Below are 15,220 nucleotides of genomic sequence, written 5' to 3'. Positions count from 1 at the left end.
GATCTCCCAGGGTAATTCGCGCGACCTTCCTGCTTATGCCTGTCGGATCTACGTCACAGCGTTCCGTGCAAGTATTGGGCTTTGGCAATTTTGGCTACCTTACCCCGCTGCACCGCCTAATCCGCTTCCTGTTCGTCAGGCCAGCATTTTGCCTCGGGCTTCCTTCAGATTCGCAGTCACCCGCGACACCCTTGCCTCTGGCTAACACTTCCCCTTGCCGGGTGTGTAGAGGACTTTCACCTCCAAGTCACCAGCGTGACCACCACAGCCAAGCTGGTTGCGCTTGCGCGCAACGCGCCATGCCTGGCGCACCAAAAAAAGCCCCGCATCTCTCAATGCGGGGCTTTTTCATTCAACGCCGAATCAGTTGGCCGTCACGACCGCCTGACCGCTCATTGCCACGTCCAACAGCTCGCGGTTGGCGACCGCGTACATGGCGTAGTCGGTACCGCTGGCAGCACGGATGTCCACCAGCATGGCACGCCAGCGCTCGACCATTTCGTGGTGCTGCTCCAGCCACAGTGCCAGGCGAGTTTCCACGTCCTGGGCGCCATCGCCCTCTTGCAGGACCGAGATGGTGATCGCCCGCTGTTGCCAGTCGACATCATCACGGAACGCTTCACGGGCCAGTGCCTGCCAGTTGTTTTCCACCGGCAGTGCGCTGATCTGTTGCAGGTACCAGGTGATGTCCAGGGCGCTGCCCACGGCGAAGTAGGCCTTGGCCACATCGGCGGCGTTCTGGCCGGTGACGTCGGACGCCTCGATGATCGGCAGCAAGGTGTACAGGTGCGTCGTGCCGGCAACCATGCGCGCCAGCAGCTCCGGCACACCAGCGGCCACGTAGGCCTGGTAGCGGGTCTGCCAACCTTCGCGGGTCGGACCTTCCAGCAGTTCGTCGAGCTTGAGGCCCAACGCCGCCAGGTGCGGACCGAAGTGCGCCACGTCACGGGCAGCGTTCTGCTCGTTGCGGCGGCTGCGCAGGAACCAGCGCGTGGCGCGACGACCCAGGCGCATCAGCTCGTCCATCAGCTCCAGTTGCACGTCGGCGGACACCTGGTGGTCCAGGGCTTCGATCTGCCGGAACCAGTGCGGGAGATGGAAAATATCGCGCACGATCACATAAGCGCCCGCCACGTTCGCCGGGCTCATGCCCGTCGACTCCTTGAGCCGTTGCACGAAGGTGATGCCCATGTGGTTGACCAGGTCGTTGGCGATCTGGGTGCTGACGATCTCGCGCTTGAGGCGATGGCGACGCATGGCCTCGGAGAACTTGCTCACCAGTGTCGGCGGGAACGCCGTCTCCATGTCACGGGTCAGGTAGTCGTCGTCCGGTACCAGGGAGTTGAGCAGCGCTTCCTTGAGGTCGATCTTGCTGTAGGAGATCAGCACCGACAGTTCGGCACGGGTCAGGCCATGGCCCGCCGCGACACGTTCGGCCAGCTGTTCTTCGGTCGGCAGGAACTCGATGGCGCGATCCAGCTTGCCACGGGCTTCCAGGTCGTTCATCAGGCGCTTGTACTCGGCGATCCGCACAAAGGCGCGACGGGCCGCCAGGGACAGGGCCTGGGTCTGCTTGTAGTTGTTGCCCAACACCAGGCCACCGACTTCGTCGGTCATGCTCGCCAGCAACTGGTTGCGTTGCTTGTCGGTCATGTCGCCGGCCTGCACCACTTCGTTGAGCAGGATCTTGATGTTCACTTCGTGGTCGGAGCAGTCCACGCCGCCGGCGTTGTCGATGAAGTCGGTGTTGGAACCGCCGCCATTGAGGCCGAACTCGACGCGACCCAGTTGGGTCATGCCCAGGTTGCCGCCCTCGCCCACGACCTTGCAGCGCAGTTCGTTGCCGTTCACGCGCAGTGCGTCGTTGGCCTTGTCGCCGACATCGGCGTGGCTTTCAGTGCTGGCCTTGACGTAGGTGCCGATACCGCCGTTCCACAACAGATCCACCGGTGCCTTGAGCAAGGCATTGAGCAGTTCGGTCGGGGTCAGTTTGTCGGCCTTGATGTCGAAGCGTTCTTTCATCTGTGGCGAGATGGCAATGCTCTTCGCGCTACGCGAGAAGATACCGCCGCCTTCGGACATGATGCTGGTGTCGTAGTCGGTCCAGGCCGAACGCGGCAGATCGAACAGGCGCTGGCGCTCGGCAAAGCTGCTGGCAGGCTCCGGGTTCGGGTCGATGAAGATGTGCAGGTGGTTGAAGGCCGCGACCAGTTGCAGCTTGTCGGACATCAACAAGCCGTTGCCGAACACGTCGCCGGCCATGTCGCCGACACCCACCACGGTGATGCTGTCTTCCTGGACATTGATGCCGCGTTCGCGGAAGTGGCGCTGCACGCCGACCCACGCGCCCTTGGCGGTGATGCCCATTTTCTTGTGGTCGTAGCCAGCCGAACCGCCGGAGGCGAACGCATCGCCGAGCCAGAAGCCATAGTCGATGGCGATACCGTTGGCGATGTCGGAGAAGGTCGCAGTGCCCTTGTCCGCCGCCACCACCAGGTACGGGTCATCGTCGTCATGACGCACGACGTTGGCCGGCGGTACCAGCACGCCGTCCTTCAGGTTGTCGGTGATGTCCAACAGGCCCGAGATGAAGATGCGGTAGCAGGCGATGCCCTCGGCCGCGATCTCGTCCCGGCTGCCGCCCAACGGCAGGCGACGTGGCAGGAAACCGCCCTTGGCGCCCACCGGCACGATCACCGAGTTCTTCACTTGCTGGGCTTTTACCAGGCCGAGCACTTCGGTGCGGTAGTCTTCTTCACGATCGGACCAGCGCAAGCCACCGCGAGCCACGTTGCCGAAGCGCAGGTGCACGCCTTCGACCCGTGGCGAGTAGACGAAGATCTCGAACTTCGGTACGGGCTTGGGCAGTTCCGGGATCAGGTGCGGGTTGAACTTGAAGCTGAAGTAGGACTTGTTCTGGCCGTTGGCGTCGGTCTGGTAGAAGTTGGTCCGCAGGGTGGCCTTGATCAGGTCCAGGTAGCGACGCAGGATGCGGTCTTCGTTGAGCACCTGGACGTCGTCCAGGGCCGAGAGAATCGCTTGCTCCAGGCGCAGTTGCTTGTCTTCCAGGTCATCGCCGGTGAGTTTGCGCGCCAGGTAGAAGCGGGTCTTGAACAACCGGGTCAACTCGCGAGCGATGTCGGTGTGGTTGTTCAGGGTGCTGGCGATGTAACCCAGGTCGAAGCCCAGGCGGATCTGCTTCAGGTAACGGGCATAGGCACGCAGCAGCGCCACGTCGCGCCATGGCAGGCCGGCGGTCAGCACCAGGCGGTTGAAGGCATCGTTCTCGGCATCGCCACGCACGATGTGGACGAAGGCGTCCTGCAAGGTGTCGTTGAGTTGCTGGATATCCAGGTCCAGGCCTTCGGCGGCGGTGAACGCGAAGTCATGGATCCAGAACTCGCGGCCATTGGTGTGGCGCAGGCGGTACGGGAATTCACCCAGCACGCGCAGGCCGAGGTTTTCCAGGATCGGCAGCACGTCGGACAGCGCCAGTGGCGTATCGGCGTGATACAGCTTGCAGTGCAGCTCACGCTGGCCAGAGACCTGGCCCAGCGGCTGGTAGAAGCTCATGACCAGCGGATTTTTTTCGCTCAGGCTCAGCAGGTGCTGCATGTCGACCACGGCCGAGTGCGCAGCAAAGCGCTCGCGGTAGCCGGCCGGGAAACCTTTCGGGAAATCCGACAGCACGTTGGTGCCCTGGGCTTCACCGAAGCTCTCGACGACCAGGCTGGCGTAGTCGTCCTTCCAGCTGCGGCAGGCCTGCACGACTTCTTTTTCCAGCAGCAACGGGTCGATGTCGATGCGGTTCTTCGGGTCCACCCGCAGGATCAGTTGTACACGGGCCAGTACGGATTCGGAGAAGAAGGTCCAGAACTCGCAGTCCGAGGCCTTCAGGCGATCCATCAGTACTTGCTGGATCTTCTGGCGCACTTCGGTGGAATAGATATCACGTGGCACGTAGGCCAGGCAGTAGCAGAAACGGCCATACGGGTCTTTGCGCAGGAACACGCGGATCTTGTTGCGTTCCTGGATCTGCACGATGGACATGACAGTGCTGAACAGCTCGTCCACCGGGGTCTGGAACAGGTCGTCACGGGGCAGCACTTCGACCACCTGGGCCAGTTCCTTGCCCAGGTGCGCCTTGGCCTGGAAGCCCGAGCGACGCTCGATTTCCGCGACCTTGCGGCGGATGTACGGGATGGCCCGCACGCTCTCGCCATACACCGAAGAGGTGTACAGGCCCATGAAGCGGCATTCCTTGATGACCTTGCCGTCGGCGTCGATTTCACGGATCGACACGTAGTCCGGATAGGCCGGACGGTGTACGCGGCTCGGGTGCGCGGCCTTGGCGAACGACAGCGGCGTCGGTTCGCGCAGGTAATTGACGGCGTAGTCTTCGATGCGCAGGTCTTCGGCGGTCAGGCCGGCGCGCAGCAATTTGGTCAGGCCCAGGAACGAATCGGGGTTGTACTCGATGTGGCCACCATCGGCCTCGTCACGAACCACGAACTCTTCGTAGCCCAGGAAGGTGAAGTGGTTACCCACCAGCCATTCCAAGAAGCTCTTGATCTCGCTCTTTTCATCAGCGTCGATGGCATAGGCGCTGCTGTCCAGGCTGTCGAGGATTTCCTGGACCTTGGCTTTCATCGGTTCGAAGTCGGCCACGGCCACGCGCACTTCGCCCAGCACTTGCTCAAGTTCCTTGCTCAGGACGTTGAGTTCGGCGGCGTTGGCGCAGCGGTCGATCTCCAGGTACATCAACGACTCTTGCAGGATGTCGTCGCCCTGGGTGCCTTTTGGCAGGATTTCCAGCAACTCGCCCTTGCTGCCGCGACGCACGCTCAGCACGGTGGTTTGCAGGGTATGAATGCTGTAGCCGCGACGGTTCAGCTCGGTGCGGACCGAGTCCACCAGGAATGGCAGGTCGTGGTGCAGCACTTCCACGGCCGTGTGGGTCGACTGCCAGCCGTGGCGTTCGTAATCGGGGTTGTAGACGCGCACCTGCGGCTGCGCGTGATCGAAGCGCTCAAGCAGGCGCCAGGCAGACAGGGTGCAGCCGGCGAGGTCGGACAACCGGCGCTGGGTAAGTTCATCGAGGGAAATGATGCCGAAGAATTGTTCAGCGAACAGCGCCACTTGTGGCAGTGCCTGTTCACTGATGTGCTGCGCCAGTGCCGCTTGCAGTTGATGCTGGAAGTCGGCCTTGCTGGCTGCGGTGAAGAACGCCATCTGTGGTACTCCGCTTGGGCTTGTTATTGATGAAAGCGTCGCGTGCAACCCCTTGCGGGGTTATCGGCCATCCCGTTCCTGATTCTCGGGCAGAGGAAACAGGATGACAGGTGGATGAAGCTGGACAGGACCCGCAGGTCACATCCTTTTCCATGTAATTTCATGTCATGGGCACCTGCAAAAAACACCCGTGGGATGGCCTTTGCAGGTGCACATCCGTTGCGCAGCTTAACGAGTGCGACAACCTGCCTGCTTGCAGCGCTGCGACATATTCGGTCATCGGCTAGCTAAACAGCCCGTGCGCATCGAACAACCCTAGCAGCCCAAGGGCCAAACGGCACCTGGCGGCGTGAAATCATCGCTGGATCCTGCGTCTGGCAGCGGTAATCCAGCAGAAATTCCTCCCGGCTGGCAAAATCCACCTTTTACTCCCCCGCAGGGCTCATCGAGCCAGGAGCCATCACCATGCAAATGACCACCGCCCTTCTGATCGCCAACCCGTGCGACGAAGAAGAAGACAACATGGCCATGCTCTGCTGCCATAGCGCCCAGGGCGACATGTTCCTGATGTCCCGCTACCCCGACGAAGACGCACTGGAAATCACTCTGGATGGCGAGCCTTCGACACTCGATGGCGTGAAGGTGACCCTGAGCCCGACCCTGCTGAAGATCGAAATCGCCGCAGCGGACGCCGATGCCCTGAATGGCGATGATGTGCTGGAAATCATTCATAACAGCGATGCGGCGGACCTGGCGGAAGTGGAACTGACGTTGCAGAACATTCTCCGGGGCACCGGGACTTATATAAGTCAGCTCTGAGCTCAGCAGCGCCAGGGATTCAGGATAGGAGTCGGGCAGCTCTTGTGGCGAGGGAGCTTGCTCCCGCTGGGCTGCGCAGCAGCCCCAAAAACCACACACCACGATCTGACAGCCAAACCGCGCCAGCACGAATGGCGACTGCTGCGCAGCCGAGCGGGAGCAAGCTCCCTCGCCACACTGGTTCGCGTGAGCCTTCCCACCACATCCTACCCACGCTGCGGCTCCTTACCACGAGGTGAATCACCGTCGGTCGCTCTCGTATCAAGACGCCCTTGACGACCGACTGGATTCTGAGGTTTCCTGAAACCGGTTTCAGAGCCGCTAAATAATTCCAATAAGCAGGTTTCTATCCGTGAATTCTTTCTCCGCCGCCCAGCGCAGCCGCGTGACCATGCTTGACGTCGCCGAACGCGCCGGGGTCTCCAAGGCCAGTGTCTCGCGCTTCATTGGCGAGGACCGCGCCCTGCTCTCCGAGGCCATCGCCCGGCGCATCGAGCAGGCAATCAATGAGTTGGGCTATCGTCCCAACCAGATGGCCCGCGGCCTCAAGCGTGGGCGCACACGCCTGATCGGCATGCTGGTGGCCGATATCCGCAACCCTTATTCAATTGCCGTGATGCATGGCGTGGAAACCGCCTGCCGTCGCCATGGCTACAGCCTAGTGGTGTGTAACACCGATCGCGATGACGAGCAGGAGCGCCAGCACCTGGCGTTGTTGCGCGCCTACAATATCGAAGGGCTGATCGTGAACACCCTGGGGCATCACCGTGAGGAACTGCTCGAACTGCGCAGCGAGATGCCGCTGGTGCTGGTGGATCGCAAGGTTGATCGGCTCGAAAGCGACCTGGTGGGACTGGATAACCCGGCCGCCGTCGCGATGGCGCTCGACCACCTTGAACAACGGGGTTACCGCGATCTGCTCCTGGTCACCGAGCCCTTCGACGGCACCAGCTCGCGGATCGAGCGGGTCGACAGTTTCAAGGCCGGCATCGAGCGCCGCCCTGCCCTGACCGGCGCCGTGGTGGAAACCTGTGACCGGTTGACCGCCCGCATCGAGGCCTTCCTTGCCCAGCCGGGCGCTGGCCCCAAGGCACTGTTCTGCGCCAACGGCATTGCTGCGTTGGCCGCCACTCAAGCCTTGCGCGACCTGGGTTGCCATTTGTTCGACGACGTAGGCCTGATCGCCCTCGACGATCTGGATTGGTACCCGTTGGTGGGCAGCGGCATCACCGCCCTGGCCCAACCCACCGCCGAGATCGGCGCCAGCGCTTTCGAATGCCTGCTCAAGCGCTTGCGCGGTGACAACGGGCCGGTGCGGACCCTGGATTTTGCGGCGCGGCTGATTGAGCGTGGGTCGACGCTTGGGAATGGTCGGTGATGGTGAGGGCCCTATCGCGAGCAAGCTCGCTCCCACAGGGATCTTCAGTGCGCCACAGATCCCGTGTGGGAGCGAGCTTGCTCGCGATGAGGACCTGAAGCACACCCCCCTTTTTTTAAATAAAACTGAAACCGGTTTCAGAGGTGCAATAACAATGAACAAACCACCCGTTTCCATCAGCCTTTCCAGCTACGGTGCCGACCTGGTACGGCAACAAGGCCAAGGCCATTTCATCGATCTGCTGGCCGCCGCCGGCGCCTCGCGCATCGAATGGCGCGAAGAATTGCTCACCACCGAACAGCCCGCCGAGCTGGCCGCTCGCGCTTGCGCCCAGGGGCTGCAAAGTGTTTTCTCGTCACCACTGGAGCTGTGGCTCGCCGGGCAGTCCAGGCCCAACCCGGCCCTGGCACTGACCCTGCAACGGTCCGAGGCTTTCGGCTCGGCATGGCTAAAAGTCTCCCTCGGGCACTTCACCGGCTCCCATGACCTGTCGGCACTGGCGGATGTGCTCGGCGCAAGCCCGGTGCAGTTGCTGGTGGAAAACGACCAGACCTTGCAAGGCGGACGGATCGAACCGTTGCAACGTTTCTTCACCGCTGCCGAAGAGCATGCATTGCCCGTCGGTATGACCTTCGACATCGGCAACTGGCAATGGCAGGACCAATCGGCCGCCGTCGCCGCCCGACAGCTCGGACGGTATGTGGCTTACGTGCATTGCAAGGCAGTGGCCCAGCGCGCCGACGGCAAACTGGTCGCCGTACCTCCGGCCATGACCGACCTGCACCTGTGGGAGCAACTGCTCAAGCACATGCCCGTCGGTGTAATGCGCGCCGCCGAATACCCGCTACAAGGCGAAGACTTGCTGCAATTGACCGCTGAACATGTCGCCACCCTTGCCCGCCTCGGGCAACCACGCCGGGAGCCTGCCCATGCCTGAGTTCGATGTGCTGTCGTTCGGCGAAACCATGGCGATGCTGGTGGCCGACCAGCGCGGTGACCTGGCCAGCGTCGACCAGTTCCACAAGCGCATTGCCGGGGCCGACAGCAACGTGGCCATCGGTTTGTCGCGCCTGGACTTCAAGGTCGCGTGGCTGAGCCGGGTTGGCGCCGATTCCCTGGGACGCTTCGTCGTGCAGACACTGGAAAACGAAGGCCTGGATTGTCGTCACGTGGCGGTCGATCCAACGCACCCCACCGGATTTCAGTTCAAGTCCCGTACCGACGATGGCAGCGACCCGCAAGTCGAGTATTTCCGTCGTGGCTCGGCGGCCAGTCATCTGTCGATCGATTCCATCGCGCCATCGCTGCTTGAAGCCCGTCACTTGCACACCACCGGCATCGTCCCGGCGTTGTCGGTCACGGCCCGCGAGATGTCCTTTGAATTGATGAGCCGTATGCGCGCGGCCGGCCGCAGCCTGTCGTTCGACCCCAACCTGAGGCCAAGCCTTTGGGGCAGCGAGTCGACGATGATCACTGAAATCAATCGCCTCGCCGCCCTCGCCCACTGGGTCTTGCCAGGGCTCGGCGAAGGCCGGCTGCTGACCGGTTTCGACGACCCGGCCGACATCGCCGCGTTCTACCTGGACCAAGGCGCCGAAATCGTCGTGATCAAGCTCGGCGCGGACGGGGCCTATTACCGCACGGCGTTGGACCAAGGCGTCATCCCCGGCGTGCCGGTGGCCCAAGTGGTGGACACCGTGGGCGCCGGTGATGGCTTCGCCGTTGGCCTGATCAGCGCATTGCTCGAAGGCCAGGCCATCACCGAGGCCGTGCAGCGCGCCAATTGGATTGGCAGCCGCGCGGTGCAGAGCCGTGGAGACATGGAGGGATTGCCGACTCGCATTGAGTTATTGGCGGAATTCAATGACGCCAATCGCGAGCAAGCTCGCTCCAACAGGGGCTGACGTTAACCCTGTGGGAGCGAGCTTGCTCGCGATAGAGACCACCGCAAAACACACCTGCTGCAACAAAAACAACAAGCTCAGGAGTCAACGACATGCAAACGCTCAACCTCGCCACCCGCCGCTGGTGGTACATCATGCCCATCGTGTTCATCACCTACAGCCTGGCCTACCTGGACCGGGCCAACTACGGGTTCGCCGCCGCCTCGGGCATGGCCAAGGACCTGATGATCACCCCGGGGCTGTCGTCCTTGCTCGGTGCACTGTTTTTCCTCGGCTACTTTTTCTTCCAGGTGCCAGGGGCGATCTACGCGCAAAAACACAGCGTGAAGAAGCTGATCTTCGTCAGCCTGATCCTCTGGGGTTCGCTGGCCACCCTGACGGGTGTGGTCGCCAACGCCTACTGGCTGATCGTGATCCGCTTCATGCTCGGCGTGGTCGAGGCCGCGGTGATGCCGGCGATGCTGGTGTACCTGTGCCACTGGTTCACCCGGGCCGAACGCTCGCGCGCCAATACCTTCCTGATCCTCGGCAACCCGGTGACCATGCTGTGGATGTCGGTGGTCTCGGGTTATCTGGTGCAGCAATTCGACTGGCGCTGGATGTTCATCATCGAAGGCCTGCCGGCGGTGCTCTGGGCCTTTGTCTGGTGGCGCCTGGCCGATGATCGCCCGGCCCAGGCCAAGTGGCTCAGCGACCAGGAAAAACACGACCTGGAAAGCGCATTGGCGGCTGAACAGGTGGGTATCAAGGCGGTGAAGAACTATGCCGAGGCCTTCCGCTCGCCCAAGGTCATCATCCTGGCGTTGCAGTTTTTCTGCTGGAGCATCGGCGTCTACGGGTTTGTGTTGTGGTTGCCGTCGATCCTCAAGGCCGGCCTGCAGATGAACATGGTCGAGGCCGGGTGGCTGTCGTCCTTGCCTTACCTGGCGGCGGTGGTCGGCATGCTGGTGGTGTCCTGGGCGTCGGACAAGGCGCAGAAGCGCAAGCGTTTCGTCTGGCCGCCACTGCTGATCGCCTCCATCGCGTTCTACGCCTCCTACTTGCTGGGGGCCGAGCACTTCTGGTGGTCCTATGGTTTGCTGGTGGTCGCCGGCGCTTGCATGTATGCGCCGTACGGTCCGTTCTTTGCCATCGTTCCGGAAATCCTCCCCGCCAACGTCGCCGGCGGCGCCATGGCGCTAATCAACAGCATGGGCGCGCTGGGTTCGTTCGGCGGCTCGTACCTGGTGGGTTACCTCAACGGTTCCACCGGCTCCCCTGGCATGTCCTTCCTGTTGATGAGCGGCGCGTTGCTGGTGGCCGTGGTGCTGACCCTCGCCCTCAAGCCCGGCGCCAGCGACCGGACCGTGTCGAAAACCGCGACGCCACACTCGGCGCCCGCCCATTCCTGAAGCGAGACCCCTCCATGAAAAAGCACGTGGTGTTGTACAAGGCGCTGTCAGCGCAATTGATGGCCCGTTTGCAAGCCCAGGCCCAAGTCACCCTCATCGAGCGCCTCGACGCGCAAAGCCTGGTGCAACTGCGCGAGGCCTTGCCAAGCGCCCATGGCTTGCTGGGTGCCAGCCTCAAGCTGGATGCGGCGCTGCTGGACCTGGCGCCGAACCTGCAAGCCATCGCCAGCGTCTCGGTGGGGGTCGACAACTACGACATCGACTACCTGACCGAACGCCGGATCCTGCTCACCAATACCCCGGACGTGCTCACCGAAACCACCGCGGACACCGGTTTCGCCCTGATCCTGGCAACCGCCCGCCGCGTGGTGGAACTGGCCAACCTGGTGCGCAGCGGCGGCTGGCAACAGAGCATCGGCCCCCGGCATTTCGGCACCGACGTCCATGGCAAGACCCTGGGCATCATCGGCATGGGCCGCATCGGTGAAGCCTTGGCCCAGCGCGGGCACTTCGGCTTCGGCATGCAGGTCATCTACCACAGCCACTCGCCCAAGCCCGCGGTCGAGCAGCGTTTCAACGCACGCTATTGCAGCCTCGAAACATTGTTGCAGCAGGCGGACTTCGTTTGCCTGACCTTGCCCTTGACGGCTGAAACCCAAGGGCTGATCGATGCGCAGGCGTTTGCCCGGATGCGTCCCGAGACCCTCTTCATCAATATCTCCCGAGGCAAAGTGGTGGACGAAACAGCACTGATCGACGCCCTGCGCAACGGCCAGATCCGTGGCGCGGGGCTGGACGTGTTCGAGCACGAGCCCTTGAGTGCGGATTCGCCGCTGTTGCAACTGGATAACGTGGTGGCGACACCGCACATGGGCTCGGCCACCCATGAGACACGGGAGGCGATGGCGCATTGTGCGGTGGACAACCTGCTGGCGGCATTGGCGGGTGAGCGGCCGGTGAATCTGGTGAATGCGGGGGTGTGGGTAGGCTGACGTATTGTCGCCTTCGAATATGCCATCGCAAGCAGGATCGCGATGGCACCGTGTCCCTTCAGACCTGCATGCAACTCAACCTTCCCGGACACACCCGTCTTAGAATGCTTCTGCAACTCTGTCGGATGGCCCTTTCGATCCTCTCTTAAAATAATATAAACATTCCAAACGACGAAAACAGTAGCGAAAAACGACGCTTTCAACAAAGCAGCTACATTCCTACATCGCCCTCCTACTCTACGGCAAGAACGAACCTACGACAGCCTCGGAAGTCCCGCAATAGCCTCCACCTCATCCTAATGTTATTAATTAATCACTTGCGAACACCCGCAAGTTGGGCGCTCGCGTCGCGGCGCCCATTAACCACATTGGAGTAAATCGACATGGGAAGGAAACGTTCTGAAATAAATAATACCTTTTTTGGCCTGCAACAGGCATTAGGCTTTTCTAAAGGACTCCTCGCAACGGAAGCCGATTTTTTTGCGTCACTGACTAATTAAGCCAGTGACCGATTAAATCTTGGCGAACAGATGCCGAAAGGATCTCCTTTCGGCATCCACTAACGGAGTCCCATATGTCTGAACGAGAACTACCCCCCACCGAAGCGCTATTCAACATCATGTCCACGCTTCATGCGCTGGGCCTCAGCGCAGTAACGCGGTACACGACACCATCCAAACTAGTAGCGACGGCTGAACTGTTTGATGATAACGACAACCTAGTTGAATCGGGAGCTGGCAAGGGACCAGATTCACTAATAGGCGCATTGGCAGAAAGCATTGAACACTTCAGCACGTTTCAGTCTCTTGTTGATTATCCCACACGGTACCGCTCCGATAAGATAGCTACTCAAAAAGCAGTCGCAGAAGACGGGATTTTTACCAGCATGCCTCACACCGAAAAATTAATAGAGTGCTTTAGGCTTACGTCGCTCAACAACAATGAAGAGCTATTGGCTCCGTGCGCCCTTCTATGCCCTGAAACGACGCAAACGATCCATGAAGATTCAAATTCCGTACTGCACTTTCTATCTCGCTATTCATCAAACTCAGGAATTGCTTTTGGTTGCACAGAGAACGAAGCACTGTTACATGGTACCCACGAGGCAATTGAGAGGCATATCCTGTCTCTTTTCTACATGTCTATTTGCGGCCTCGGCCCGGCAATTGAACTGTACACACCGTCTACCGCGTTGCTTGAAACAGCGCTGAGAGGCCACCCCTCTGGCTTGGCATCAGCGAGTAAACTCCGAGTAATTATTATCAAGGATGTGCTGTCAGTTTATTTTGCTGTGGCATTTCCCAAAGCGGGCCCTGGGCCTCACCATCTTTCACCCATCGGCTCCGGATGCTCGCTTGAAATCCATACTGCAATCCAAAGGGCAGTTACTGAACAGTTCCAGTCCGAGGACTTATATGACGCAACTGAAGAATCTATAGATAGAGCAACCTTTGATTTACTATCCAAATCAAAGCACCTGAAACATCTGATTGATTTCGCACCAGTCATAAGAGCGGCACTTCCTACTATTGACACTCCTGCACACACCGACCCCGCGACAGTTTCCGCACAATTAGAAATACTGCAAAAAAACCTATCAAATACAGGATTGAAAATATTCCGTCGAACCGTAGCTCGCTTCTCAAACAACAGCCTTGTCACTCAGGTTTATATCCCAGGACTTGAGCGCTTCAATATCATTAGGAACGGTCGTTTGGTGGCGCCTCAGTACGTGTTACGTGGCTGAACTATCGAAACACGATCAATCAGGAGCGAGTATATGCACAGCATCCGCATAATGATAAAAAACGCCTATAAAAGGCACACCAAACTACTTGCAGTGACCATAGTCACGATCATCGCACTCAAACTCATCACACTCGCCCCGCCACTGTTACTTGGAACCATCACCGACACCCTGCAAGGCAACCGGAATCCAGCACCCAGCACATTGCTCGCCCTGACGACAGGCCTGATTGTCGCGGGATGTATTCATGCCATCATCACTCCGCTGCAAATCCATGCGCTGTCCAAGCTGGTGCAGAGCATTATCATGAACGCGTCCATTGAGTGGATCACCGAACTCATAGGCAAGGAGTTTTCGTTATTCAATTCCTGGAGGATCGGCCACTTCATCAAATCGGTCGAGCGCGGCATTACTGCTCACGAACAACTGCTGACGTTCATTGTGACCATTGCGCTTCCCGTACTCTTGGAATTCATAGTTGTTGGAGCTGCTTTTATTTACATAGGGGGCAGTGAAATTTTTTTGAGCATGACGGCGTTAGGAATTATCTATCTGGCTGTCACCCACAAAATCATCAGATGGAGGAGAAAGCACATCGATGCAGTCAATGAACAGGAAGATGAATTAAGTGCCCACCTCTACAACACCCTCAACGCGGGAAAAACAATAAAACTGGAAAGTGCCATAGCTACGGCCCTGCGCCCGTTGAGCGCGGCGTTCGGAGGCTATGCCAACGCTGCGGTGACTACGGCATCATCTGGCGGCCTGCTGAGCACCGCCAAGATACTGTTCGTCAGCCTTTCCACTGGGGGATTGCTTTACTGGGGCGTCGTGGACCAACTGTCGGGGCAGCCCAGTATCAGCGTCGGGCAGCTGGTTGCCATTTTTTCAATCGCGGGGAGTTATCTGCTCAGTATTTCAACCTTGACTGAAGGGTATCGTGTTCTTGATCAGTTCCTTGCAGACCAGCGCCAATTTCAGGGTCTGCTATCACTTCCGGATTTCGATCGCAGCAATCGGCTGGTACGGGTTGATTTTCAGCGGCCCTCAGTCCTGGAACTCGGCCCCTGCGAAGTGGCAGGAACAGGACCGCTTCGCCTGTCGATCAAGCGCTCCCTGGCATTTACTCAAGGACAGTCAGTGGCCGTTACGGGCCCTAGCGGTGCAGGCAAAAGCACTTTTCTGGAAGTGCTCGCCGGACTTGATGCATCTACGCGAGACCAACTGAGTATCGACTCGGCACCGGTCTCACTTTTGACCGGTCAAACTCACCTAGACGTCTTGAGATACTGTCCCCAACAACCACGGTTCCTGGAAGGCTCCTTTGAACAATCGGTTCTGTTCGGAGGCAGCGCATCGCCGATTTTGTCTAGAGCCATACGGCAATTGGAACTGGATGAAATCGTGGCAACACGGCAGGTCAGCGAAAATGCATCGAATATCTCCGGAGGTGAGGCCAAGCGCCTGTCGCTGCTGCGCCTGATCAACAAGCCCGGGAAATTCAATCTGTTCGACGAGCCAAGCGCATCCATCGAACCCCGGCTGACCACGCCCCTCTGGGACCTGTTATTCGACGTTTTTGCCGGGCAGGGGTTGATCTGTGTCACCCATGACGTTGACCACCTGCATCGGTTTGACCGGGTCATTGTGATGCATGACGGGGCCATCGTGGAGGATGGCCCGTGGCGGGAGTTGGTCGACAGGCCAGCGGTCAGGCTGCTGGTGGATGAGATTCGGATGCAGAACTAGCGAAATAG

General features: G+C 59.8%; 9 protein-coding genes. 8 read left to right on the top strand and 1 reads right to left on the bottom strand.

Going from position 1 to position 15,220, the window contains the following annotated elements:
• Window positions 1–363: 363 nt before the first annotated feature.
• On the bottom strand, window positions 364–5,232 hold the full coding sequence (locus BM300_RS28205) for an NAD-glutamate dehydrogenase (protein ID WP_092145893.1): 4,869 nt from the start codon (window positions 5,230–5,232) through the stop codon (window positions 364–366).
• Between the two features lie 465 nt (window positions 5,233–5,697).
• On the opposite strand from BM300_RS28205, the gene BM300_RS28200 reads away from it, so the two are divergent.
• The 8 genes from BM300_RS28200 (at window position 5,698) to BM300_RS28165 (ending at window position 15,212) form a co-directional block, all read left to right on the top strand.
• Window positions 5,698–6,051: a hypothetical protein gene (locus BM300_RS28200; RefSeq protein WP_092464595.1), complete on the top strand. Its 354-nt coding sequence runs from the start codon at window positions 5,698–5,700 to the stop codon at window positions 6,049–6,051.
• Between the two features lie 352 nt (window positions 6,052–6,403).
• On the top strand, window positions 6,404–7,429 hold the full coding sequence (locus BM300_RS28195) for a LacI family DNA-binding transcriptional regulator (RefSeq protein ID WP_092224769.1): 1,026 nt from the start codon (window positions 6,404–6,406) through the stop codon (window positions 7,427–7,429).
• A 154-nt stretch (window positions 7,430–7,583) separates the two neighbouring features.
• Window positions 7,584–8,366: a sugar phosphate isomerase/epimerase family protein gene (locus BM300_RS28190; RefSeq protein ID WP_092464593.1), complete on the top strand. Its 783-nt coding sequence runs from the start codon at window positions 7,584–7,586 to the stop codon at window positions 8,364–8,366.
• Window positions 8,359–9,333 carry a sugar kinase gene (locus BM300_RS28185; RefSeq protein WP_092464592.1) on the top strand — a complete coding sequence of 325 codons (975 nt, stop codon included), beginning with the start codon at window positions 8,359–8,361 and terminating at the stop codon, window positions 9,331–9,333. The genes BM300_RS28190 and BM300_RS28185 overlap by 8 nt, the downstream gene beginning before the upstream one ends.
• A gap of 92 nt (window positions 9,334–9,425) precedes the next feature.
• Complete coding sequence (locus tag BM300_RS28180; RefSeq protein WP_092464590.1) at window positions 9,426–10,724, top strand: MFS transporter; 1,299 nt, start codon at window positions 9,426–9,428, stop codon at window positions 10,722–10,724.
• Window positions 10,725–10,738: 14 nt separating this feature from the next.
• Window positions 10,739–11,716: a 2-hydroxyacid dehydrogenase gene (locus tag BM300_RS28175; protein ID WP_092464588.1), complete on the top strand. Its 978-nt coding sequence runs from the start codon at window positions 10,739–10,741 to the stop codon at window positions 11,714–11,716.
• 574 nt (window positions 11,717–12,290) lie between these two features.
• Window positions 12,291–13,463, top strand: coding sequence for a YcaO-like family protein (locus BM300_RS28170; RefSeq protein WP_256575867.1), 1,173 nt, complete (start codon window positions 12,291–12,293; stop codon window positions 13,461–13,463).
• A 33-nt stretch (window positions 13,464–13,496) separates the two neighbouring features.
• On the top strand, window positions 13,497–15,212 hold the full coding sequence (locus BM300_RS28165) for an ATP-binding cassette domain-containing protein (RefSeq protein ID WP_092464586.1): 1,716 nt from the start codon (window positions 13,497–13,499) through the stop codon (window positions 15,210–15,212).
• The last annotated feature ends 8 nt before the right edge of the window (window positions 15,213–15,220 follow it).

This window comes from Pseudomonas sp. NFACC46-3 (genome assembly GCF_900114515.1).
GTDB classification, from domain to species: domain Bacteria; phylum Pseudomonadota; class Gammaproteobacteria; order Pseudomonadales; family Pseudomonadaceae; genus Aquipseudomonas; species Aquipseudomonas fluorescens_Q.
The sequence above is the reverse complement of the archived record's forward strand: the minus strand, read 5'-3'. Positions and strand labels throughout refer to the sequence as shown.

What these genes read in the sequence shown, in the direction of transcription:
- BM300_RS28165 (WP_092464586.1), top strand. Translation starts at nt 13,497, where the DNA reads ATGCACAGCATCCGCATAATGATAAAAAACGCCTATAAAAGGCACACC.
- BM300_RS28205 (WP_092145893.1), bottom strand. Translation starts at nt 5,232, where the DNA reads ATGGCGTTCTTCACCGCAGCCAGCAAGGCCGACTTCCAGCATCAACTG.
- BM300_RS28200 (WP_092464595.1), top strand. Translation starts at nt 5,698, where the DNA reads ATGCAAATGACCACCGCCCTTCTGATCGCCAACCCGTGCGACGAAGAA.
- BM300_RS28190 (WP_092464593.1), top strand. Translation starts at nt 7,584, where the DNA reads ATGAACAAACCACCCGTTTCCATCAGCCTTTCCAGCTACGGTGCCGAC.
- BM300_RS28185 (WP_092464592.1), top strand. Translation starts at nt 8,359, where the DNA reads ATGCCTGAGTTCGATGTGCTGTCGTTCGGCGAAACCATGGCGATGCTG.
- BM300_RS28175 (WP_092464588.1), top strand. Translation starts at nt 10,739, where the DNA reads ATGAAAAAGCACGTGGTGTTGTACAAGGCGCTGTCAGCGCAATTGATG.
- BM300_RS28170 (WP_256575867.1), top strand. Translation starts at nt 12,291, where the DNA reads ATGTCTGAACGAGAACTACCCCCCACCGAAGCGCTATTCAACATCATG.
- BM300_RS28180 (WP_092464590.1), top strand. Translation starts at nt 9,426, where the DNA reads ATGCAAACGCTCAACCTCGCCACCCGCCGCTGGTGGTACATCATGCCC.